The 22,664-nt window shown below is 62.1% G+C and carries 17 protein-coding genes, 2 pseudogenes and 1 riboswitch; of the genes and pseudogenes, 5 read left to right on the top strand and 14 right to left on the bottom strand.

Annotated features, from left to right (window positions below):
* The first annotated feature begins 102 nt into the window (after nt 1-102).
* The 4 genes from AB4O23_RS16515 (at nt 103) to AB4O23_RS16500 (ending at nt 4,874) form a co-directional block, all read left to right on the top strand.
* Complete coding sequence (locus tag AB4O23_RS16515) at nt 103-267, top strand: DUF6026 family protein (RefSeq protein ID WP_017528535.1); 165 nt, start codon at nt 103-105, stop codon at nt 265-267.
* Nucleotides 268-427: 160 nt separating this feature from the next.
* Nucleotides 428-2,185, top strand: coding sequence for a phosphoethanolamine transferase CptA (locus tag AB4O23_RS16510; RefSeq protein WP_460089174.1), 1,758 nt, complete (start codon nt 428-430; stop codon nt 2,183-2,185).
* 114 nt (nt 2,186-2,299) lie between these two features.
* Nucleotides 2,300-4,522, top strand: a complete 2,223-nt coding sequence (locus AB4O23_RS16505) for a TonB-dependent siderophore receptor (RefSeq protein WP_017528537.1) — start codon at nt 2,300-2,302, stop codon at nt 4,520-4,522.
* 142 nt (nt 4,523-4,664) lie between these two features.
* The gene (locus tag AB4O23_RS16500) at nt 4,665-4,874 is read left to right on the top strand and encodes a hypothetical protein (protein ID WP_017528538.1); all 210 of its coding nucleotides are present in this window, start codon (nt 4,665-4,667) and stop codon (nt 4,872-4,874) included.
* Nucleotides 4,875-4,973: 99 nt separating this feature from the next.
* Here the strand turns inward: AB4O23_RS16500 and AB4O23_RS16495 are convergent, their stop codons facing one another.
* The 10 genes from AB4O23_RS16495 to AB4O23_RS16450 all read right to left on the bottom strand — a co-directional run bounded on the left by AB4O23_RS16495 (nt 4,974) and on the right by AB4O23_RS16450 (nt 14,705).
* Entirely contained in the window at nt 4,974-5,468 is a 495-nt protein-coding gene (locus AB4O23_RS16495) for a GNAT family N-acetyltransferase (protein ID WP_017528539.1), read from the bottom strand.
* A gap of 169 nt (nt 5,469-5,637) precedes the next feature.
* Nucleotides 5,638-6,741 (bottom strand): cell division protein ZapE, encoded by a 1,104-nt coding sequence (zapE, locus tag AB4O23_RS16490; RefSeq protein ID WP_017528540.1) that lies wholly within the window; start codon nt 6,739-6,741, stop codon nt 5,638-5,640.
* A 15-nt stretch (nt 6,742-6,756) separates the two neighbouring features.
* Nucleotides 6,757-7,092 carry a nuclear transport factor 2 family protein gene (locus tag AB4O23_RS16485; protein WP_460150197.1) on the bottom strand — a complete coding sequence of 112 codons (336 nt, stop codon included), beginning with the start codon at nt 7,090-7,092 and terminating at the stop codon, nt 6,757-6,759.
* Between the two features lie 51 nt (nt 7,093-7,143).
* Nucleotides 7,144-7,860: a helix-turn-helix transcriptional regulator gene (locus tag AB4O23_RS16480; RefSeq protein WP_026067310.1), complete on the bottom strand. Its 717-nt coding sequence runs from the start codon at nt 7,858-7,860 to the stop codon at nt 7,144-7,146.
* A 344-nt stretch (nt 7,861-8,204) separates the two neighbouring features.
* Nucleotides 8,205-10,862, bottom strand: a complete 2,658-nt coding sequence (gene pepN, locus AB4O23_RS16475; RefSeq protein ID WP_065878884.1) for an aminopeptidase N — start codon at nt 10,860-10,862, stop codon at nt 8,205-8,207.
* A gap of 13 nt (nt 10,863-10,875) precedes the next feature.
* A complete protein-coding gene (locus tag AB4O23_RS16470; RefSeq protein ID WP_017528544.1) occupies nt 10,876-11,706 on the bottom strand; it encodes a DUF2797 domain-containing protein in 831 nt (276 codons plus the stop codon).
* A complete protein-coding gene (locus AB4O23_RS16465) occupies nt 11,703-11,963 on the bottom strand; it encodes a YeaC family protein (protein ID WP_017528545.1) in 261 nt (86 codons plus the stop codon). The genes AB4O23_RS16470 and AB4O23_RS16465 overlap by 4 nt, the downstream gene beginning before the upstream one ends.
* Nucleotides 11,964-11,977: 14 nt before the next feature.
* Nucleotides 11,978-12,847, bottom strand: a complete 870-nt coding sequence (locus AB4O23_RS16460) for a rhomboid family intramembrane serine protease (protein ID WP_460069501.1) — start codon at nt 12,845-12,847, stop codon at nt 11,978-11,980.
* Complete coding sequence (locus AB4O23_RS16455) at nt 12,844-13,818, bottom strand: metallophosphoesterase (RefSeq protein WP_161979896.1); 975 nt, start codon at nt 13,816-13,818, stop codon at nt 12,844-12,846. The genes AB4O23_RS16460 and AB4O23_RS16455 overlap by 4 nt, the downstream gene beginning before the upstream one ends.
* Nucleotides 13,815-14,705: an NAD(+) kinase gene (locus AB4O23_RS16450; protein WP_003217892.1), complete on the bottom strand. Its 891-nt coding sequence runs from the start codon at nt 14,703-14,705 to the stop codon at nt 13,815-13,817. The genes AB4O23_RS16455 and AB4O23_RS16450 overlap by 4 nt, the downstream gene beginning before the upstream one ends.
* A 156-nt stretch (nt 14,706-14,861) precedes the next feature.
* On the opposite strand from AB4O23_RS16450, the gene AB4O23_RS16445 reads away from it, so the two are divergent.
* Nucleotides 14,862-15,809 carry a DUF1853 family protein gene (locus AB4O23_RS16445; RefSeq protein WP_065878879.1) on the top strand — a complete coding sequence of 316 codons (948 nt, stop codon included), beginning with the start codon at nt 14,862-14,864 and terminating at the stop codon, nt 15,807-15,809.
* A gap of 40 nt (nt 15,810-15,849) precedes the next feature.
* Here AB4O23_RS16445 and AB4O23_RS16440 read toward each other — a convergent pair whose 3' ends face one another.
* From AB4O23_RS16440 to cobW, 4 genes and pseudogenes are all read right to left on the bottom strand, one after another.
* On the bottom strand, nt 15,850-16,533 hold the full coding sequence (locus tag AB4O23_RS16440; RefSeq protein ID WP_460150532.1) for a vWA domain-containing protein: 684 nt from the start codon (nt 16,531-16,533) through the stop codon (nt 15,850-15,852).
* Nucleotides 16,513-17,505, bottom strand: a pseudogene (locus AB4O23_RS16435) (ATP-binding protein); the annotation flags it as partial. The gene AB4O23_RS16440 and the pseudogene AB4O23_RS16435, both read right to left, overlap by 21 nt.
* Nucleotides 17,505-21,273, bottom strand: a pseudogene (gene cobN / locus AB4O23_RS16430) (cobaltochelatase subunit CobN). The pseudogenes cobN and AB4O23_RS16435, both read right to left, overlap by 1 nt.
* 3 nt (nt 21,274-21,276) lie before the next feature.
* Nucleotides 21,277-22,338, bottom strand: coding sequence for a cobalamin biosynthesis protein CobW (gene cobW, locus AB4O23_RS16425; protein WP_017528552.1), 1,062 nt, complete (start codon nt 22,336-22,338; stop codon nt 21,277-21,279).
* 94 nt (nt 22,339-22,432) lie between these two features.
* Nucleotides 22,433-22,631: riboswitch (cobalamin riboswitch) on the bottom strand.
* Nucleotides 22,632-22,664 lie beyond the last annotated feature (33 nt).

The raw sequence follows: 22,664 nt of genomic DNA, 5'->3' as shown, positions 1-22,664 counted from the left end.
ATTCAGAATTGCTTCCGACTGTTGCCGAGAACCTCGACTCAAGCGTTCTGGCACGCCGCGACACACCGCCTATTTGCGAGGCAAGCAATGAGCACAGCACAGATGACCCGCCCCCCACAGACTCTCTACGTCTCTATCCGTCGCGATGAGTTGCGCCAGTTGAAAGACGAACGCGATCACCTGCAGCAGGAAATCCTGCGCCTGCGCGCGCATATCATCCAGGCCCAACTGGACCAGCCCGCCGGTGTGCAGCCAGCGCTCTGCTGAGTCCCGTCATCACTTTGTAAGATAACGGCTACAAAAATCTCACAAAGTTTTCACACGCTGTTCTCGATACTCCCGCCCCCAAGGGCCATCCCACGCAGGATGGCCTCTGTTGCGTGCACACCTGCGCGTCAACTGACAAATTATCGGGTTGGAGCGCTGGATGGCGATGTTCGAACGCAGCACCACGTCTGCGAAAGGCTTTGATTGGGCCGGTCTTGGCTGGCTATTCCTGTTTTTCTGGTATTTCTCGGGTATCACCCAACTGCTGATCCAGCTCAGCGGCACTTCCGGCTTCAGTGGCTTTCGCCAAGCCTTCTTCATGAGCGCACTTTGGCTCGCCCCCATGTTGCTGTTCCCGCGCCGCACGCGCTTGCTCGCGGCACTGATCGGCGTAGTCCTGTGGGCCTGCTCAATGGCCAGCCTGGGTTATTTCTTCATCTACCAGCAGGAATTTTCGCAAAGCGTCATTTTCATCATGTTCGAGTCGAACATCTCTGAAGCCGGTGAATACGCCACCCAGTACTTCGCCTGGTGGATCGTATTGGCCTTTATTGCCCACACCGCCATGGCGATTTTCCTGTGGACCCGCCTGCGCCCGGTGTACTTGCCCCGTGGCCAGGCCATGCTGGCAGCGGCGGCAATCGTGCTCGCGGTGGTCGGTTACCCGCTGGTCAAGCAGATCGCCACCAACGACAACCTGGAACACGCCATCGACGGTTTCGAAACCCGTATCGAGCCCGCCGTGCCTTGGCAGATGATCGTTGCGTATCGCCGCTACACCGAGCAACTGGACAACATGCAGGGCATGCTCGACAGCGCCAGCCAGATCCCGCCTTTGACTGGTTTTAAAGACAGCATGGCAGACCAGCCTTCGACCCTGGTGTTGGTGATCGGCGAGTCCACCAATCGCCAGCGCATGAGCCTCTACGGTTACCCGCGCAACACCACGCCGGAACTGGACAAACTGCGCGACCAACTGGCGGTGTTCGACAACGTCATCACCCCGCGCCCCTACACCATCGAAGCGCTGCAACAGGTACTGACGTTCGCCGACGAGGAGAACCCGGACCTGTACCTCAAAACGCCGTCGATTGTCAGCGTAATGAAGCAGGTCGGCTACAAGACGTACTGGATCACCAACCAGCAGACCATGACCAAGCGCAACACCATGCTCACCACGTTCTCCGAACAAGCCGATGAGCAGGTGTACCTGAACAACAACCGCAACCAGAACGCCCGCCAATACGATGGCGACGTGCTCGCACCGTTTGCCAAGGCCCTGGCCGATCCGGCTGAGCGCAAGTTCATCGTGGTGCATCTGCTGGGCACCCACATGAGCTACCAGTACCGCTACCCGCCGACCTTCGACACGTTCACCGACCGCCAAGGCGTACCGGCCGGGATCAGCGACGATCAACTGCCGGTCTACAACAGCTACGACAATGCGGTGCTATACAACGACTTCGTGGTGTCAAGCCTGATCAAGGACTACGCCAAGACTGACCCCAACGGTTTTCTTCTGTACCTGTCGGACCACGGCGAAGACGTATTCGACTCGGCCGGTCATACCACGCTGGGCCGTAACGAAGGCAAACCGACGGCACCGATGTACACCATTCCGTTCATGGCCTATGCCTCGCCCAAATGGCGCGAAAGCCACAGTTGGAATTTTGCCGGCGACCTGCAGCGCCCCTACAGCAGCTCGCAACTGATACACACCTGGGCCGACCTGGCCGGGCTGAGTTTCAACGAACTGGACCGTAGCAAAAGCCTGGTAAGTGACAGCTTCAAGCCACGCCCGCTGCTGATCGGCGACCCTTACCAGCGTCAGCAGAAAGCCTTGATTGATTTCAGCCTGATCAAGCCGAAAAAGCCCAATCCGACTGATGTGGTGCTCCAGGAAAAACCCGCTCCGTAACACAAAGATAACAATCATTCTCGTTTAAGCCTAAAGTTCCACCACTCCTTTCGTCTTTGAACCATGGCCTTTCCCTACCGGGAAGGCCGCAAAGACGACAAGGAGTCTCCCGCGATGTTCGTGCCTTCCACCCGTACCATGCGCTTCACACTTGGCCTCTTCAGCGTAGCCCTGAGCCCGGTTCTGCTGGCTGAAGCCACCACCAAAGCCCTTGAACTCGATGCCACCAGCATCACCGCCGAAGGGTTGGGCGCCACTACCGAGCACACCGGGGCATACACCACCGGCTCGATGAGCACCGCCACGCGCTTGAACCTGTCCGTCAAGGAAACCCCACAATCGATCTCGGTGATCACTCGCCAGCAGATGGATGATTTCAACCTCAATACCCTGACCGACGTGCTGCGCCAGACCACCGGCGTGACCGTGCAACATATGGATTCGGACCGCGCGGGTTATTCCGCCCGAGGTTATTCAATCAATAACTTCCAGGTCGACGGCATGCTCAATACGTTCGGGCGCATGAAGTCCGACTCCGACACCATTATTTACGACCGTATCGAGGTGGTGCGTGGGGCCACGGGCTTGACCACCGGCGCGGGCGATCCATCCGCCACGGTCAACATGATCCGCAAACGCCCCACCTCACAGTGGCAGGCCAAGGCCGGCGTCAGCGGCGCCAGCCATGACAATTACTACAGCTACCTGGATGTGGGCGGCCCCCTGGCCTTTGACGGACGCCTGCGCGGGCGCACGGTGTTCGCCTACCGCGACAGCCAGTCCTATCGCGACAATTACGCGCAACAACGCGAGGTGGGTTACGGCATTCTTGAAGCCGACATGACGGACGATACCGTGGTGGCCGTCGGCTTCGATTACCAGAACAAGCACGTCCAGGGCTCCTCCTGGGGCACGCTACCGTACTGGAACAGTGACGGCAGCAAGGCTCGGCTATCGCGCTCGGCGAACCTGGCGACAACGTGGAGTTCCTGGCCGCTGAAAGACCAAACCACCTTCGCCTCGATTGACCACAAACTCACCGCGAACTGGCGCCTCAAAGCGGCCTATACCCACCGGCAAAGCGACAGCGACGGCAAGGTGTATTACGGCGGCTCGGGGTTTCCAAACGCGGACGGCAGCGGCATGACCGCCTGGACCAGCCAGATGGTCGGCACCTCCAAAATGGATGCGCTCGATTTCAACCTTGCCGGCGCCTATTCATTGCTGGGGCGCGAGCACGAGTTAATGGTGGGTTATGGTGAGTCCGCGCAACGGGACTCGTCGCCCTTCCAGCGTTTTTCGACGCCGGCAGGCTATGAAACAATTCAAGACTGGAAACACATGGGCGGCATCGGCAAATTTGCCGATCGCACCACCGGCCTCAAGGGCGAACACAGCAGCAAAAAACAGAAGGCCGGCTACCTGGCCACACGCCTGAGCCTTACAGACAAACTGCACGCGGTGCTGGGCAGCCGATATGGCAGTTGGGAGATCCAAAGCACTTCCCCGGACTACAACCTCGCAAACCAACTGACCTCCTCCAGCAAAACCAGCCAGACCCACAATGATATGTGGACCCCTTATGCGGGTGTGCTCTACGACCTGACGCCCGAATACACGGTGTACGCCAGCTACACCGACATCTTCAACCCGCAGGACGAACGCGACGCCGGCAAGAAATACCTGGAACCGGTGGTGGGCAGCAATTACGAAATAGGCCTTAAGGGCAGCCTGCTGAACGAGCGCTTGAACCTGGCCACCGCGTTTTTCTGGAGCACCCAGGATAACGTGGCGGAACTCGACAACACCGCCCCGCCGGATCCCAAAACCGGCGAGCAGTTCTATAAAACCGGCGGCAAGGGCAACAAGGTGCAGGGTTTTGAAATGGAGATATCCGGCGAGGTCATGCCGGACTGGAACCTCACGGCGGGTTACACCTATACCCATTCACTCAACGGCGAGAAGCAACGCAACAACACCAACTTGCCCCTGAATATGCTGAAGGCCTCGACCACCTATCGCCTGCCGGGTACATGGCGCGGGTTGACGGTGGGTGGCGGCGTGAATTGGCAGAGCGATTTCTTTGAATTTGCCCAACGCCCTACCGGTGGGCGAGACGCCGACGGCAATCTGAACACGCAATCGACAAAGATCACTCAACAGGCTTATACGGTGGTCAACCTGATGTCCCGCTACCAATTCGACGAGCATCTTTCCACTTCGCTGACTATTAATAATCTACTGGATAAAAAATATTACGAGCGTGTCGGTTTTTATAACGGCGTTTATTGGGGAGCACCGCGCACCCTCACGCTCGCGTTGGACTGGACACTGTAAACACGCTCGGCACCGCTAACAAAATAGTTAACGTCGGGTCATCCCGGGGTTAACTCCCACTTAATAAGATAGCCCCATAGTCGCGCCATGAATCTGATCACGACGTGACCGGGTACCTATCACTCTTAATGGGAACATTGCTATGAAACTGTCGACCTTGATGCTTGCCAGCCTGATCACCCTGACCTCCGCCGCAGCGTTTGCCGAGGGCGGCTCGGAGCGTTCCAAGGCGTTCTATAACGACTTCGCCTTCGTCCAGCAAGAACTTCATGGCACCGCCGAACAAATGGCATCCGCCGACGGCAAAACACTGAAGAGCGACACCGCTGATCAGGCACAACCGAAAAGTTAATTTAATACTTAGTTAATCCGCACTCCCCTTTGCCATTCCGCTCCTTTGGCATCGGTACCTCTGGGCGCCATTAAGTGGCGCCCTTTTTTTGCCGGTTATTTATAAAAGCGATTTATTCCAGAACAACATACGCCCGTACGCCGGATCAAATCTTGAATCATCAAAACCAAACTTTTTGTACGCAGACTGAGCCACAGCGTTACCTTCAAGTACTTCCAGAGTGATCTTGCAGCAGCCGCGCTGGCGAGCAATCTCTTCGACTTTCTGCAACATCTTCTGGCTCAAGCCCAGGCCACGAAACTCATCCATTACCGCCACATCATGGATATTGACCAACGGCCGACAGGCGAACGTGGAAAACCCTTCAAAGCAATTCACCAGCCCCGCCGGCTCACCACCCACAAACGCCAGGACACTGAAGGCATGGGGGCGCTTGGCCAGTTCGCCGGGCAGTTGCGCCAATAAATCAGCGGGCAGGCTATGGCCACCGCCCATCGGGTCTTCAGCGTAGTTATTGAGCACGCGGCCAATCGCCTCGGCATGCACAGGGTTGGTGTAGCTGGCTTGCAGCACCAGGATATCTGGGGTTTCCATTGCCTTCCTCGATCACAACAAGGGAATCGTCTCCCTTTGGGGCCTCGATTGTAAGCGCGGAGTCGGCAGCGGATGAAGGAGATTAACTACAAATGTCGGCCCGAAAGCACGAAAGATACGCCGATAAAAACGCGCCGGCTGCACACGCCCGGTGTTTTTCGCACAGCACTCAGCCGAAACGCTGTAGCTGCATTTCCTGCAAGCGGCTCAGGGTGCGTCGGAAAGGAAACGCCAGGTAGCCCTCGGTATAGAGGCGTTCCAACGGTACCCGCGCTTCGATAAACAAGGGCACCTTGCGGTCGTAGCACTCATCCACCAGGGCAATGAACCGGCGCACACTGTCATCGTGCACCGACAATTGCGGCAATTCGCGGTCGCCCGCCGCTACACGCTGAACGCCATCTTCGGTACCACGGGCAATTCGGCCCGGGCGCTGTTGCGCACTCAGGTCGGGCACTTCACCCAGCAAAATCGCCTTGAAGCGATCACACAGCAGCATAAAGTCCATCGCCGCCAAGGGCTGCTCGCACAGGTCGGCATAGCGGCACCACAGCACGCTGTCACTGGCGTGCACGGCAGTGATGCAACGATGGCCGACGACCACCGGCCCGCTGCCGCCCCCCTGCCCTGCGGCCAATTGCTTGAATACGCCGGCCAGCGCGTCAGGCTGATTCACCCAATAGCGCTGCAGGCCGATGCCTGGATGCAACCGGTGGTCTTCAGCTCCATCCACCGCCACCACCTGCATGTGCCGCGTGATCGCCGCGATACCCGGCAAAAACCGCTCACGGTTGAAACCTCCGGCGTACAGCTGGTCCGGCGGCTGGTTGGACGTGCAGACCATCACCACGCCTTGCGCGAACATCTCCTGGAACAGGCGACCAAGGATGATCGCGTCGCCAATGTCATTGACGAACAATTCGTCAAAACACAGCACACGCACAGCCTGGCTCAGTTCACGCGCCAGGGCCTGCAACGGGTCGGGGGTGCCGGTCAGTTGGAACGAGCGCTGATGCACCCACGCCATGAAGTGGTGGAAGTGTTGACGACGCGCGGGTACCCGCAGGCTTTGGTAGAACTGGTCCATCAACCAGGTTTTGCCGCGCCCCACCGGCCCCCACAGGTAAACGCCGTTGATCGGCGCATGACCTTGATGCAGGGCCTGATGACAGCTTTGCAGGGCGTCCACCGCCCGGCGCTGGGCAGCGTCGGCGACGAAGCCCTGTTGGGCGATGGCGTGTTGATAGGCGGCGAGGGGCGAGTCGAAAGTCATGCCCGCGATTATGACCTACAGCGAGATATCCAGCCGTGAAATCTTGCCCTGCTCGTTGAGACGGAAGGTGTAGCGCAGCTCCAAAGGGCTGCCGGGGAAATTGCCGGAGACCACGTTGCTGACCAACACCTTGCCGGTGCGATGCTGCACTTTGAGCACCTCCACCCGGGGCTGGTAGCGCCGCGCGGTGTCTTCCATCCAGCGCGCAATGGCGGCGGTTCCGACCTGGTGCTGGCCTTCATCGAACACATTGGCGTCGTCGGCAAAACACTGGGCGACGGCCGAGGTGTCATGGGTATTGGTCGCCACGAGATAGGCCGCGATGGCGGGGGTCAATTCGGGAAGGGACATGGCACAACTCCTTGTTGGTGATTTATAGCGCCATGCTATGCCAAGGGTGTGTCAGTTTTTGTCAGGAGTGAACGGCGCGGATTCGTTCTGCTCCATCAGCTTGCGCCAGGCTCGCAACCAGTCGCTACGCCGCCCCGGATAACGCTCGCCCTGAACCTGCGCACTCGCCACACGGTCGGTGCGAAAGGTGCGATAAGCGCCGCGCAACTCACACCACGCCACGATCACCCGCACTTCATTGAGAAAGCCCAGGGCCAGCGGCCAGATCAGTCGCTGGCTCTGGGTCTGGCTGGCGTCCGCATAATCGATATGCAGCTTGGCCTGAGTGCGAATGGCCTCGCGAAACACATTGAGCGGCACGCGGTTTTCCGGGTAACCAAACCCCGGCGGGCCGGGCAACAGCGTCGGGTTGCGCAAGGCCTCCTGGGCGGCGGGGTCAAGTACATCGGCAATCTTGGCCAACGCGTTGGCAGCCGCGCGACTGAGCACCTCGTCCCCACGTTGGTCCACATAACGCAAGCCCAGCACCACGGCTTCGGTTTCCTCGGCATTGAGCATCAGCGGCGGTAAAAACAGGCCATTGCGCAACACGTAACCCACGCCGGCCTCCCCGAAGATAGGCGCTCCCAGGGCGGTCAACTCGGCGATATCGCGGTACAGCGTACGTTCGGACACCTCCAACTGCGCCGCCAGCGCGGCGGCGGTGACAGGACGTTTCTTACCCCGCAGGGCCTGCAGCAAGGTCAGTAAGCGAGCGGTACGCGACACGTTGATCCCACCGAAAAAGCCAAAAGTGCCGCAGCTTAGCAGAGCGCCCTGACAGAAAGTGTCAGCAGCAAGGTAGGCCTTTCGGTTAAAGAACAAAACGGCCTGTCATGACCGTTTTTTCAATGGCTACGCTCATGCAAGCATGGGTATCTACGTATCTCAGGTGCCAGGTTGAGCCTGTGGCGAGGGCACTTGCTCCCGTGACGAGTTGACTGGCGCCCCGGTACTGACCTGATGCACCGCTCCCACATTTGAACCGCTTACTTGTCTTGCAACTTGATCGCCTGCCCGGCCGTCACGCGAGCAAGCGCCCTCACCACAGGTTCAAGTGCATTTACGCATGCTTACGCAAGGCTCTTGCTGACCACTTCGAACACATCACTCGACAGCTCGCCCGAAGCACGAATGCGCTCCAACTCGGCCTTCATCAGCGCCTGGCGCGCGCTGTCGTATTTGCGCCAGCGGGTCAGTGGCGCCAATTGGCGCGATGCGATCTGCGGGTTGAAGCCGTTCAGTTGGATAACCAGGTCGGCCAGGAAGCGATAGCCCGAACCATCGGCCGCATGGAAGTTGATCAGGTTCTGCCCGGCAAACGCGCCGATCAATGCGCGCACTTTGTTCGGGTTCTTGAGGGTGAACGCCGGGTGCTCCATCAACGCCTGCACCCGCGCCAAGCCGCCCGGCAGGGTGCTGGCGGCCTGTACGCTGAACCATTGGTCCATGACCAGCGGGTTGTCCTTGAAGTTCTCGGCGAATACCGCCAGTGCCTTGGCCTTTTCCGCTTCGAACGGCGAGTTCACCAACACCGCCAGCGCGGTCAGGCGTTCGGTCATGTTGTCGCTGGTGTCGAACTGGTCCAGGGTGGCCGCCAACACTTCAGGCTTGCCGCTGAGCATCAGGTACGACAGCGCGATGTTCTGCAACGCACGCCGGGCAAAGTGTTCGGCCGCTGCGACATAAGGCGTCTGCTTGGACAGTTCACGATTGGCTTGATAACGCAGCCACAGCGCTTCGAACAGGTGCTCTGCCAGTTGCTGGCGGGCAAACTCGCGGGCGGCGTGGATGGCGTCGACATCCGCCACTTCGCTGATTTCCGTCAGGTAGGCTTCGCCGGGCAACGACAGCATTTCCGCGACCATCGCCTGATCCAGGCGCTCATCGCTCAACACCGTGCGCAGCGCGTCGATCAAGCGTTGGTCAAGCTTCAGCGGCTGGCCGGCCTGATGCTGGCCAATCAACTCCTGCAACACCTGCACCGCCAGTTGCTGGCCGGCATCCCAGCGGTTGAAGCCATCGCTGTCGTGCTGCATCAGGAACATCAGTTGATCACGGCTGTACGCAAAGCTCAGTTTCACAGGTGCCGAGAAACCGCGCAGCAGCGAAGGCAGCGGCTGTTCAGCGATATCGACAAAGGTGAAGGTCTGCTCGGCTTCGGTCACCGAAAGCACCCGCGAGGTGCCAGCGGCGGCGGCTTCACCGGCCAGGCGCAAGGCAATGCCCGCGCCCTTCCCGTCCAGCAGGCCCAATTCCACCGGGATCACGAACGGCAGTTTTTCCACCTTGTCCGGGGTTGCCGGGCAGCTCTGGCGGAAGGTCAGGCTGTAGGTCTTGGCCACGGCGTCGTAGGACTCGCTCACCGCCAAGCGTGGGGTGCCGGCCTGGCTGTACCAGCGCTTGAACTGGCTCAGGTCAGCGCCGTTGGCATCTTCCATGGCCTTGATGAAATCGTCGCAGGTCACGGCCTGGCCGTCGTGGCGCTCGAAGTACAGGTCGCTGCCTTTACGGAAGCCTTCGGCACCGAGCAAGGTGTGGATCATGCCGACCACTTCCGAGCCCTTTTCGTACACGGTGAGGGTGTAGAAGTTGGAGATTTCGATAAAGCTGTCCGGGCGCACGGCGTGGGCCATGGGGCCGGCGTCTTCGGCGAACTGGTGGGTACGCAGGTACGCCACATCCTGGATGCGCTTGACCGTCGCTGAGTTCATATCGGCCGAGAAGCCCGAATCACGGAACACGGTAAAGCCTTCCTTGAGCGACAGCTGGAACCAGTCGCGGCAGGTCACGCGGTTGCCCGACCAGTTATGGAAGTATTCGTGGGCAACAATCGCCTCGACGCGCTGGTGCGCGGCATCGGTGGCGGTTTCGGCGCGGGCCAGCACGGCGCTGGAGTTGAAGATATTGAGGCCCTTGTTCTCCATGGCGCCCATGTTGAAGTCATTGACCGCGACGATCATGAAGATGTCGAGGTCGTACTCGCGGCCGTAGGTTTCTTCGTCCCAGCGCATGGATTTTTTCAGGCTGGTCATGGCGTGCTGGCACTTGTCGATGTTTTCCGGCTCGACGTAGATGCGCAGCGCCACCTCACGATTGGTCATGGTGGTGAAGCTGTCTTCGACGCACCACAGGTCACCGGCGACCAGCGCGAACAGGTAGGCCGGCTTCTTGAACGGGTCTTCCCAGGTCGCCCAGTGGCGGCCGTCTTCGCCGGGGCCGCTGGCGATCGGGTTGCCGTTGGACAGCAGCACCGGATAGCGGTGCTGTTCGGCGATCACCGTGGTGGTGAAGGTGCTCATCACGTCCGGGCGGTCGAGGTAATAGGTGATCTTGCGAAAGCCTTCGGCCTCGCACTGGGTGCAGAACATGCTGCCGGACTTGTACAGGCCTTCCAGTGCGGTGTTGCTTTCCGGGTGGATCTTGACCGTGGTGTCGAGGGTAAACGTGGCGCTTTTTGGGTGCACGGTCAGGTGGCTGTCGGTCAACTGATAGTCAGCGTCGGTCAATTCCAGATCGGCCAAATTGACGCTCAACAGCTCCAGTTGCTGACCGTCCAGCACCAGCGGCGGCAAACCGGCGCCGCGCTCGGGGTTACGGCGCATCACCAACTGCGCGTGGACCAGGCTGTGGTCCTCGAACAACTCGAAGGTCAGGTGCGTCTCGTCGATCAGGTAGTCCGGCGCCTGATAGTCCTTCAGGTAAATCATCTTCGGTTGTTCGGTGCGCATGGGTGGCATCCTTTTACTGATGCACGGCGAGCTGGTAGGCCGTGTACTTACGAATATTGATTACGCCGGTGTCGAAGATCAGGTATTGGCCCTTGATCCCCAGCAGCGTGCCTTCGGCAATCGGGTTCTTGTCCAGGTTGAAGCTGACGATCTTGGCCGGATACTGCTCCACCGGGTAGCGGATTTCCAGCGGCTCGATGTCGGTAACCGGTTGGATGGCCTGCAGGCCAAAGCGTTCCTGCAATTGCAACAGGCCATCGGCACAGGACGCGAACAGTTCATCGCGCACCTGTTTGAGGTCCACCGTCGCGGCATCGCCCTTGAGCAGTGCGCGCCAGTTGGTCTTGTCGGCCACCTGGCTGCGCAGCACGTCTTCGACGAAGCCCGATTGCTGGCGCGTGGCCACACGCATGATCGGCAACGCCTGGCTCGCGCCCTGGTCCAGCCAGCGCGTGGGCAACTGGGTGGCGCGGGTGATACCGACTTTGATGCCTGACGAGTTGGCCAGGTACACCACGTGGTCGGTCATGCAAAATTGCTCGCCCCAGCCTGGATCGCGGCAGGTGCCAGCGTCGTAATGGCAACGCTCGGGGCTCATGATGCATAGGTCGCACTGGGCCAGCTTGGTCATGCACGGGTAGCAATAACCCTGGCTGAAGCTGGTCTTGGTCTTGCGGCCGCAATGGCTGCAATGGATGGCACCGAGGTACTCCAGGCGTATATGGGTACCGATCAGCGGGTTGACCGGCACCTCGGTATCGCCCAGACGAAACGCGTATTGAACGGTCGGCTCACCGAGTTGCGCCGACATTTTGCTGACTGCACCGCGACCAATCTCAATCAATGGATCGCATCCGACTTGAACAGGATGTTCGGCACGGTGGTCGATTTGGACTGGCACTCCTGCGGGCCCATGTAGCCGGTGCGCTGGTCTTCCGGCAGGTTCTGGATTTCCCAGGCGATCACCGCTTGCAGCGACAGCTCGCGCTGTTCGGCGGTGAGCTTGCGCCCATCGGACCACTTGCCGATTTCCACGGCGAGCTTGAGGCTCTCATAGATGTCGGGCGTGATGTTTTCGATCATTTCAGCAAAAGAGGACATGCGGCTCTTCCTTATCAAATAGACGACTTGCGACGGTTGTACACACCGCCGAGCAAACCGGTCAGGCAACCGATAGCCAAGCCGCCCACATGGGCCGCGTTGGCGATTTCACCGAAGCCGATCATCGAGACCAGCCCCGACAGGCACAGCACCAGCCACACCAGCATCATCACCAGCACCCCACGGGGCAGGCGGTAAGCCGGGTTGGGCGACAACCATTGAAAAATCCAGCAATGCCCGAGCAGGCCATACAACACGCCGGACAAACCGCCGAACAGGCCAGGGCCGCCATAGGCGTATTGAGCGTAGTTGGAGACCAGACTGAACAACAGCGTCAGGCCCAGCAGGTTGATACCACCCTGGCGACTTTCGATGCGCCGGCCCAATTCCCAGTACCACATGCCGTTCATGGCCAGGTGCAGGATGCCGAAGTGGATCAGCATCGGCGTGACCAACCGCCACCACTGCCCCGACGCCAACATGTCGGCGAACGGCGTGAACTGGATGTACTCCCCCATCACCCGGAATGGCAGGAACGTCAGCCAGGCCATGGCTTGCAGGTTCTCGCCGAGCAGGGTCACCGCGCCGACGATAAGGCTGGCCAGCAGCACCAGCGCCGTCACCGGGCTGTGCCGCACCTGTTGGGCAAAGCCGGGTCGAGTCGACGGCGCCTGTTCGGGAATGTCCAATTGCCGGTCCGGATCACCGGCGGGAAACTGCTGGTACAACACGCGCACGTCATCGCTGATGCTCTCGGGCACCCACAACACTTGTTCCCCCGCCTCCTCACTGACACGGTGGGGCACTTGCATGCGTTGCAGCAAGTTGACGAAACCACCCAGGTCGACGCTCAGGGGCAAGCGCAATACAGCCACGGTGCTCATTTAATGACCTCAGGCCGCTCAACGTCGACCCATACGAATTTACGCGGGTCCAGGCGGGTTTCCTGGTCCAGTCGATACGCCACCAGCTTGCCGTACAGCACCGCGCTGTAATCCAGGCAGGCCAGGTTCGGGCGGATCGGCGCCGGTGTGCCGCTGCGCCAGTAGTGGCCGACGAACAACAAGGGCTCGTCGACGCCGTAGCGCAGCAGGGAATTTTTTTGCGTCGATGACAACGGCGTACGCGCCACCGGCTCCGGCAATGCATCGGGCTGGAACACAATGTCGCCGTAGGTTTTCGGGTCGTCTTCCCAGAACTTGGTGCGAAAAAACGAACGCGTCAGGCCATCGCCGCCGGTGAGTGTGAGCCCATCGGGCAGGCGCATATCCGTGCCGCGCAGCAGGCGGTCGAATGCGTTACAGGCAAAACTGCCCGGCACGGCGGCGGCTTGCAGGAAGTGCTGGTCGATGCAGCCATCCGGGAAGGTCGCGCGCAGCGGTTGGATGAAGCCCTCATCCCAGCACGCGTGCACCACGCGAAAACGCCCGGCGTCGACAAACAGCGGCATGTCGTAGAACCAGCCAAGGAAGTCATGCCAGTCAGTCGGGTGGTGCTCGAACTGCGTCAGGGTCTCGTGGATCAACCGTTCATGCCGCGGCGTGTGCTCACGCACGAACTGGCGGCCGCTGCCGGGCGGTGCGGGTGTGACCCAGCCCAGGGCGTTGAACTCGTGGTTACCCATGATGCACAGCGCCTGGCCGGCTTCGGCCATGTCATGCACGATGTGCAGCGCCTCGCGGATGCGCGGGCCACGGTCGATGATATCGCCGAGGAACACCGCCATGCGCGACGGATGGCGCCAGGTGCCGCCCTGCTTGTGATAACCCATCTGGTCGAGCAGGTGCTCAAGGGTATGGGCGCATCCGTGCACGTCACCAATCAGGTCGTAGCTACGCGCGGGATCGAGCATCAGTCGCCTCCACCCCCCAAGCGGCTGCCCCAGCCAAGCTTGGTGCGGCACACTTCGTAGTAGTTGTGATCCAGTGGGTGGATCAACCGCAGTTTCTGCGCTTTTTTGCTCACGGTGATGGTGTCACCGGGGGCGCAGGTGAAATGGTTTTGCCCGTCGCAGGAGACTTGCGGGTAGATTTGCATGTCTTTGGACACCACGATTTTCAGCTCACTGTTGCCGTCGACCACAATTGGCCGGCTGGACAACATATGGGGATACATCGGCACAATCACAATGGCATCGAGCTTGGGATGCATGATCGGGCCACCGGCCGACAGCGCATAGGCAGTCGACCCGGTGGGCGTGGCGACGATCAGGCCATCGGCCTTCTGGCTGCACACGAACTGGCCGTCGATATACAGCTCGAACTCGATCATGCGCGTGGATTTACCGGGGTGCAGCACCACGTCATTGAGCGCATCGCCCTGGCCGATGGCTTCACCATGACGGCGCACTTCGGCCTGCAACAGGAAGCGGTTTTCCACCAGGTAATGGCCGTCAAGCACCTTGGCCACTTCCACTTCCAGCTCATCGGGGCGGATATCGGTCAGAAACCCCAGGCTGCCCCGGTTGATCCCCAGCACCGGCACGTTATGCCGCGCCAACGCCCGCGCCGCGCCGAGCAGGCTGCCGTCACCGCCCACCACGATGACCATGTCACAGACTTCACCGAGCATCTTGCGCGACGAGGTTTGCAGGCCGTGGCCGGGGAGAATCTCGGCGATGGTGTCTTCGAGGATCACATGCAGGTGGCGTTCCAGCAGGAATTTTTTCAGCCGGCGGACGGTGTCCAGCACCTGGGTACTGCCCAGGCGACCGATAATGCCGATATTGCGAAATTGCTCCATGGGGCTCCTGCGGGATGTGGGGTGTGGCAAAAAAGAAACGATTATGGGCGAAAGGCCGCTTGAGGCAAAATCCTTTGTCGCCGTGAAGCCTTGATGACAATGGTTCTCAGGGGTCCTGCGGCCTCCGCTCCCGGCTTGAAAGGCTATGCTCGGACCATGACTCTATTCCCCGATCTGCACACCTTGCCCCGCCAATTGCGCCACCCCGAAGTGCGCGACCTGGCGTGGGTGATGCTCGCCCCGCCGATGCTCGCGCACACGCCCTGGCCGCAGCGCCACCCGCTGGCCGGCAGCGACTGGGTGCAGGCGCCCGACCGGCTCGAGCACTGGCTGCGACAACTGGACCAGGACAGCCGCGCCTTGCAGCAGTGGCTGAGCCTGTCACGCACGCGCCGCCTGGGCCTGTATTACGAGCGTTTGTGGCAGTTCGCGGTGCAGCATGCGCCGGGTGTGGAGTTGCTGGCCGCCAACCTGCCGATCCGCCGCGCCGGGCACACCCTGGGCGAGTTGGACATGCTGCTGCGGGACCGTGATGGCGTGCACCACCTGGAACTGGCGATCAAACTCTACCTCGGGCCGCAGAACGGCGACGGCCTGGACACCGCCCAGTGGCTGGGCCCCGGCTGCCATGACCGGCTCGACCGTAAACTGGCGCACCTGGCGCAGCACCAACTGCCGATTTCGGCCCGCCCGGAGAGCCGCGAAGTGCTGGCGGCGCTGGATATCCAGCAGTTCGATGCGCACTTGTGGCTGGGCGGGTATTTGCTCTACCCCTGGCCGGGCCTTGCCACCTCGCCTCACGGCGCCCACCCGCAGCATTTGCGCGGGCGCTGGTTGCATCAACGGGACTGGAAGGCCTTTGTCAGTGCCAGCCCGCCCGGGCGCTGGCAACCCCTGCCCCGGCATGCATGGCTGGCGCCGGCGCATTACCTGGCGGATGAGGTGTGGAGCGAAGAGCGCATGCAGGCATGGCTGACCGATCTCGACCCGATGGCACCCGCGCAGTTGCTGGTACGGATGGTGCGCACCGGCGAGGATTGGCAGGAAGCGGAGCGCTTGTTCCTGGTAGCGGATCTTTGGCCGAATGTGCCGGGGGCGGGCTGATGGTCTTGCAGTGCTTGCCCCGATGGCGGCGGTACAGGCACTACATCTCATCGATATGCCGATAATCCAACTGCAACCCCGCCGCCAACGCCTGGGCCCGCCCCAACCTGATCGGCCCACGCTCGATATCCACCAGCACCCCCGCACACGCCAGTAACGGCAGCCCGCTGATGTCCTTGAGTCGCCCATCGGTAATCACCAACAGCTGTTGCTGCTCGGCGGGATAGCGCTTGCGCCGCGCCGCCAACCACTGCTGCGCCTCGCTCAACGCCGCCAGCAACGGCGTACCGCCGCCGGCACCCAGCTGATCCAGCCAGCCGGTCAAGCTTTTCGCGGCTTTGAGCCCCTGCACCTGCCATTTCGGCGACGGCCCGCTGGCCGTCAGCAACGCCATGCGCGCGCGTTGGCGGTAGGCATCATCAAACAGTTGGGCCAACAAGCCCTTGGCATCGGTCAATGCGCGGTGCCGGCGAGTCGAGGCCGACGCATCGACAATCACCAGCCACAACGCCTGGGCCGAACGACTGCGCAGGTGAAACAACAGGTCTTCACGGGCCTGCGGCCGACCGCCAAGCAAGGTGCCTGGCCAGTTGACCGCCCCCTGTTGTGCGCTGCGGGCCTTGCCCTGCCTGCCAGCATTCAAGCGCCCCGCCTTGGGACGGGCATCCGCCCCCGTGTCAGGCCGGGGGCGGATGCCTAGGGCTTTTTTTGGCCAGGTGGGCACATCGCGGCGGGCGCCGGTGGGCAAGGCCGGTGCGGGCATATCGCCCCATTGGCCTTGGCCGGGAGAGGTGTCCGACGGCTTGGGTGATTGCCCTTGTTCTGGCGGGCTGGCCGGTGGCGAGTGCTCCTGGCGGCGATGGCGCAGGGCAAATTCGGCCACGGCCTCGATATCCTCTTCGCCAATTTCATCTGCGCCACGCCATGCCGCGTGAGCCCTGGCGCCGCGCAACCAGACCAGGTCGGCGCGCAACCCGTCGACACCGGCGGCAAAGCAGCGCTCGGTAATCCGCGCCAGGGCCTGGTCGTCCATCGCGATGCCGCCCAAGCGTGCCCGCGCGGCCGTGCACCGTTCACGCAAGGCTGCCTGCGGCGCGGCCCACTGCGCGCAGAACGCCACCGGGTCGCTGTCGAAATCCAGGCGACGGCGGATAATTTGCCCGCGCTCGGCCGGCAACGTCTGCCCGCCCAGCGCCACATTGAAACCGAAGCGGTCGAGCAGTTGCGGGCGCAACTCACCCTCCTCCGGGTTCATGGTGCCGATCAGCACAAAGCGCGCCGCGTGCCGGTGGGAAATACCGTCACGCTCGATCAGGTTGGTGCCGCTGGCAGCGACATCCAGCAGCAGGTCGACCAGGTGATCAGCCAGCAAGTTGACCTCATCGACATACAACACGCCGCCATCGGCCTTGGCCAATACACCGGGGGAAAACTGTGCGCGGCCTTCGCCGAGTGCCGCGTCGAGATCAAGGGTGCCCACCAGGCGCTCCTCGGTGGCGCCCAAGGGCAATGTCACGAACTGGCCGCTGGCCAACAGGTCGGCCAGCCCACGGGCCAGGGTCGACTTGGCCATGCCGCGCGGTCCTTCGATCAGCACACCGCCGATCTTCGGGTCGATGGCAGTCAGGCACAGCGCCAGCTTCAGGTCATCGGCGCCGACCACGGCGGACAGCGGAAAATGGGGAATGTCAGTCATCAGCTGTCTTCTTCTATATCCAGCAACAGGTTTTCCAAGGCCTCGCGGTACGCCCCCGGCTCCTGCCACAGGCCGCGCTGCTGGGCTTCGAGCATGCGTTCGGTCATGTCGCGCAGTGCCGCAGGGTTGTGCTGTTGCACAAACGCCCGGGTATCCGGGTCGAGCAGGTAGGCGTCGGCGAGCAAGGCGTATTGATGATCGTCGATCAGCGCGGTAGTGGCATCGAAGGCGAACAGGTTGTCCACCGTCGCCGCCATCTCGAAGGCGCCTTTATAACCATGGCGCTTCACGCCGTCGATCCACTTGGGGTTCGCCGCGCGGGAACGGATCACCCGGTTCAGCTCTTCCTTCAAGGTGCGGATCTTCGGCAGGTCCGGCTGGCTATGGTCGCCATGGTAGCTGGCGGCCTTGTCGCCGCTCAGGGTCTCCACGGCGGCGAGCATGCCGCCCTGGAATTGGTAGTAATCGTTGGAGTCGAGCAGGTCATGCTCGCGGTTGTCCTGATTTTGCAGCACAGCCTGCACCTGGCTCAGGCGTTGGGCAAATTGCCCACGGGCGGCGGTGCCCTCGTCGGAACCACCGTAAGCGTAACCGCCCCAGTTCAGATAGACCTCGGCCAGATCCTCGCGGCTTTGCCACAGGCGGCCGTCAATCGCCCCTTGCACGCCCGCGCCATAGGCACCGGGCTTGGCGCCGAAAATACGCCAGCCGGCCTGTTTCGCGGCCGCGTCTTCGTCCAGGCCCGACAAACGCAAGGCTTCGCGCTCGCTGCGCACCTTGGCGGCCAACGGGTTCATGTCATCCGGTTCATCCAGGGCAGCCACCGCTTGCACCGCCGCATCGAACAGGCGGATCAGGTTGGCGAACGCATCGCGGAAAAACCCGGACACGCGCAGCGTCACATCGACACGCGGGCGGTCGAGCAGGCTGATCGGCAGGATTTCAAAGTCGTCCACTCGCTGGCTGCCCGTGGCCCAGACCGGACGCACGCCCATCAGCGCCATGGCCTGAGCGATATCGTCGCCGCCGGTACGCATGGTGGCTGTGCCCCACACCGACGAGGTCGAGTTGGCGCAGGTGGTCGCCGTGATCCTGCAAGTGCCGCTCAAGAACCAGGTTGGCCGACTGAAAACCGATACGCCATGCCGTGGTGGTGGGCAGGTTGCGCACGTCGACCGTGAAAAAATTGCGCCCCGTGGGCAGTACATCCAGGCGCCCGCGACTCGGCGCGCCGCTCGGCCCCGCGGGTACGAAACGACCACCCAGGGCGTCCAGCAGGCCGCGCATTTCGGCGGGGCCGCAGGCATCCAGGCGCGGGGCCACGACGCTGCGCAGGCTTTCGATCACCGCGTTCACATCCTCCCAACCGGGCGCTTGCAACTGCTCCACCGGGCCTTCCAGCGCCTGTTCGATCAAGCGCGCGGCGTACAACTCCAGGCGCTCGCGAGTATCACCGGCGGTACGCCACAGTTGCGTATCGATCTTTTGCAACACGCCCGGGCGGCGTCCGGTCCAGGGCTCGGCCAGGGCGCAGTCCAGCGGGTCGAAGCCCAGCTCGAACGCCTTGGCCAACACCCGCAGCACGCTCGATTGCGGGCCACGGCCATCCCCACGGGGAATACGCAGCAAGGCCAGCAAGGTATCAATGCGCAGACGGCCTTGGGGCGACTCGCCAAAGATATGCAGGCCGTCGCGGATCTGCGACTCCTTCAAGTCACACAGGTAGGTGTCCAGGCGCGGCAGCCAGATGGCGGCATCGGCATCGGCGTCGCCGTCCAGTTCAAGCTCCTGGTCGATACGGGTTTCGCGCACCAGCTTGAGAATGTCTTTTTGCAGCTCACGGGCGCGGCGCGGGTCGAGCAATTGAGCTTCGTAGTACTCGTCCGCCAACAGCTCCAGGTTACGCAGCGGGCCATAGGTTTCGGCGCGGGTCAGCGGCGGCATCAGGTGGTCGATGATCACCGCCTGGGTGCGCCGCTTGGCCTGGGCGCCCTCGCCCGGATCGTTGACGATAAACGGGTAGATATTCGGCAGCGGCCCCAGCAGCACGTCGGGCCAGCAGTTTTCCGACAAGCCCACGCCCTTGCCCGGCAGCCACTCGAGGTTACCGTGCTTGCCCACGTGGATCACGCCATGGGCGCCGTAGGTGTGGCGCAACCAAAAATAGAACGCCAGGTAACCATGCGGCGGCACCAGGTCCGGGTCGTGGTACACCGCACTGGCATCCACCTGGTAACCCCGCGCCGGTTGAATGCCGACAAAAGTCAGGCCCAGGCGCAGCCCGGCAATCATCAGGCGGCCATCCCGAAACATCGGGTCGTTGTGGGGCGTACCCCAGCGCTCCAGCACGGCCTGGCGATTGGCCTCGGGCAAGCGCAGGAACATCGCCTCGTAGTCATCCAGGCCCAGGCTTTGATGGCAAGGGCGCAGGTCAAGGCTGTCCAGATCATTGGTGACGCCACCGAGCAGCTCATGGATCAATGCCGTGCCGCTGTCCGGCAATGCATCCGGCAGCGAATACCCTTCGGCTTGCAGCGCCCGCAGGATATTCAGCGCCGCCGCCGGGGTGTCCAGGCCCACACCGTTGCCGATGCGCCCGTCGCGGGTCGGGTAATTGGCAAGGATCAGCGCGATGCGCTTGTCTGCATTCGGTACCCGCGCCAACTCGACCCAGCGCCGTGCCAGTTCGGCGACAAAATCCATGCGCTCGGGCGCTGCGCGGTAGCACACCACGTCCGACTGGCTACGCTCGCTGCGCCAGGCCAGGTCTTTGAAGCTGATGGGGCGGCTGATGATGCGCCCATCCAGCTCCGGCAAAGCGATGTGCATGGCCAAATCGCGCGGGCCCAGGCCCTGTTCGCTGGCCTGCCAGCCGGGCCTGTTGTCTTGGGCGCAAATGGCCTGGATCACCGGGATATTGCGGCGAAACGGGCGCAGGTGCGGAGCTTCGGGGCTTGATTGAGCAAAGCCGGTGGTGTTGAGAATCAGCGCCGCGCCGACCTCGTCCAGCAGGTCCTCGACCACCGTCAGGCAACCGGGCTCTTTCAGGCTGGCCACCGCCATCGGCAACGGGTTCAGGCCCGCCACCTGCAAGCGTTGGCAGAACACGTCGATAAAACCGGTATTCGCCGCCTGCAAATGCGAACGGTAGAACAACACCGCGACCACGGGCCGTTCGGCATGCCAATCGGCCTGCCAGTCATTGAGCCGGGCGTTGGCTTTACGCGGGTGATAGATCGCGGTGCGCGCCAGGGGTTGCGGCTCGGCCCACGGGTAATCACGGCCCAGATAACCGCTGGCCAGGCAGCGATAGAAATCCAGCGCATTGCCCAAGCCGCCCTGACGCAGAAATTGCCACAGGCGCTCGCGTTGCTCGGCGTTGACCGTGCTGAGACCACTGAGTTCGGGGTCGGGACGATCATCGCCCGGCACCAGGATCAGCGTGACGCCGCGCTCGGCCAACGCCACCAGACGTTCGATGCCGTAACGCCAATAAGCGATGCCGCCATGCAACGAAATCAGGATGACCTTGGCGTGGCGCAGCACTTCGTCAACGTAGAGGTCGACCGAGGCGTGGTTCTGCACCTGCATCGGGTTGGCCAGGCGCAGGCTGGGGTAATCCTCGGGCAGTTGCTGCGCCGCTTCGGCCAGCAGCGCCAGGCTCGAATCGCCGCTACACAGGATCACCAGTTCGGCGGGGGTTTGACCAAGGTCGGCAATATTGTCGTCCGCGACGAAACCACCGGGCTGAGTCCTGAGCAGGTGCATGGGTTAAGCGCTGAGCGCGGCGCGCAATTGCGCTTCAAGGGCGGCGGCATCCAGCTCCTGGCCGATCAGCACCAGGCGCGTAATGCGCGCTTCGTCTGCGCCCCAGGCGCGGTCGAAATGCTTGTCAAAACGCGTGCCCACGCCCTGGATCAGCAGGCGCATCGGCTTGTTGGGGATCGCGGCGAACCCTTTGATGCGCAGGATGCCGTGTTGCACCACCAGTTGGGTCAGGGCGTCGAGCAGCAGCGCTTCGTCGGCTTGCGGCAGGTCGATGGAGATCGAATCAAACGCATCGTGGTCGTGATCGTCTTCGCCTTCATGGTGGTGATCGTGATGGCTGTGGCGACCATCGATGTGCTCCTCGGAGCCGGCACCCAGGCCGATCAGCACGTCGAGCGGCAGGCGACCGCTGCTCGCTTCAATGACCTTGACGGCCGGCGGCAGCTCTTCGGCGACTTCCAGGCGCACGCGGGCCAGGTCTTCAGGGCTGATCAGGTCGCACTTGTTGAGGATGACCAGGTCGGCGCTGGCCAGTTGGTCGGCGAACAGCTCGTGCAGCGGCGACTCGTGGTCCAGGTTCGGGTCGAGTTTGCGCTGGGCGTCGACCTGGTCCGGGAACGCGGCAAAGGTGCCGGCGGCCACGGCCGGGCTGTCGACCACGGTGATCACCGCGTCAACCGTGCAGGCGCTGCGGATTTCCGGCCACTGGAACGCTTGCACCAGCGGTTTTGGCAGGGCCAGGCCCGAGGTTTCGATGAGGATATGGTCGAGGTCGCCACGACGGGCCACCAGTTCGCGCATCACCGGGAAGAACTCTTCCTGCACCGTGCAGCACAGGCAGCCGTTGGCCAATTCGTAGACACGGCCGTTGGCTTCTTCTTCGGTGCAACCGATGGAGCACTGCTTGAGGATTTCACCGTCGATACCCAGCTCGCCGAATTCGTTGACGATCACCGCGATACGACGGCCCTGGGCGTTGTCGAGCATATGGCGCAGCAAGGTGGTTTTGCCCGAGCCGAGGAAGCCGGTAACGATGGTGACGGGAAGTTTGGCCAGTGTTTTCATCGGATGCCCTTTTGGGGCGGGCATACGGGACGATTGGCCCTGCGACAGCGCGCAGCAGCGGATTTCGTCACCGGATCACCCCGCCCGGTTGAATTGGAAAATCGGTTGCGAGGCAGGTCTCCTGGCTTGGGGCTTGCGGGCCGTACGACCGGCGCCGGCTGCGCCTTCCCGCCTGATCGGCAGTGGCATGGCAGTCGGTAAACCCTTCACAGTTGCGGGGGCAGCCGCGGCTTGAACCGCGTTCCCTTCTTAGCTTCGGCCTGGGCCGAAGAACCTCGAAGGGTGCAAGGCTACAGGGGCTCGGTCAATTTGACTACCGCCGCTCT

This window comes from Pseudomonas sp. H2_A10, from assembly GCF_054680085.1.
Note: the sequence above shows the minus strand (reverse complement) of the source record. Positions and strands in the feature narration are given on the sequence as shown.

Bases quoted from the DNA above. Each gene is read 5' to 3' on its own strand.
- AB4O23_RS16500 (WP_017528538.1), top strand. From the start codon at position 4,665: ATGAAACTGTCGACCTTGATGCTTGCCAGCCTGATCACCCTGACCTCC.
- AB4O23_RS16485 (WP_460150197.1), bottom strand. From the start codon at position 7,092: ATGTCCCTTCCCGAATTGACCCCCGCCATCGCGGCCTATCTCGTGGCG.
- AB4O23_RS16495 (WP_017528539.1), bottom strand. From the start codon at position 5,468: ATGGAAACCCCAGATATCCTGGTGCTGCAAGCCAGCTACACCAACCCT.
- AB4O23_RS16445 (WP_065878879.1), top strand. From the start codon at position 14,862: ATGACTCTATTCCCCGATCTGCACACCTTGCCCCGCCAATTGCGCCAC.
- zapE (WP_017528540.1), bottom strand. From the start codon at position 6,741: ATGACTTTCGACTCGCCCCTCGCCGCCTATCAACACGCCATCGCCCAA.
- AB4O23_RS16460 (WP_460069501.1), bottom strand. From the start codon at position 12,847: ATGAGCACCGTGGCTGTATTGCGCTTGCCCCTGAGCGTCGACCTGGGT.
- AB4O23_RS16510 (WP_460089174.1), top strand. From the start codon at position 428: ATGGCGATGTTCGAACGCAGCACCACGTCTGCGAAAGGCTTTGATTGG.
- AB4O23_RS16465 (WP_017528545.1), bottom strand. From the start codon at position 11,963: ATGTCCTCTTTTGCTGAAATGATCGAAAACATCACGCCCGACATCTAT.
- AB4O23_RS16515 (WP_017528535.1), top strand. From the start codon at position 103: ATGACCCGCCCCCCACAGACTCTCTACGTCTCTATCCGTCGCGATGAG.
- pepN (WP_065878884.1), bottom strand. From the start codon at position 10,862: ATGCGCACCGAACAACCGAAGATGATTTACCTGAAGGACTATCAGGCG.
- AB4O23_RS16450 (WP_003217892.1), bottom strand. From the start codon at position 14,705: ATGGAGCAATTTCGCAATATCGGCATTATCGGTCGCCTGGGCAGTACC.
- cobW (WP_017528552.1), bottom strand. From the start codon at position 22,338: ATGAAAACACTGGCCAAACTTCCCGTCACCATCGTTACCGGCTTCCTC.
- AB4O23_RS16505 (WP_017528537.1), top strand. From the start codon at position 2,300: ATGTTCGTGCCTTCCACCCGTACCATGCGCTTCACACTTGGCCTCTTC.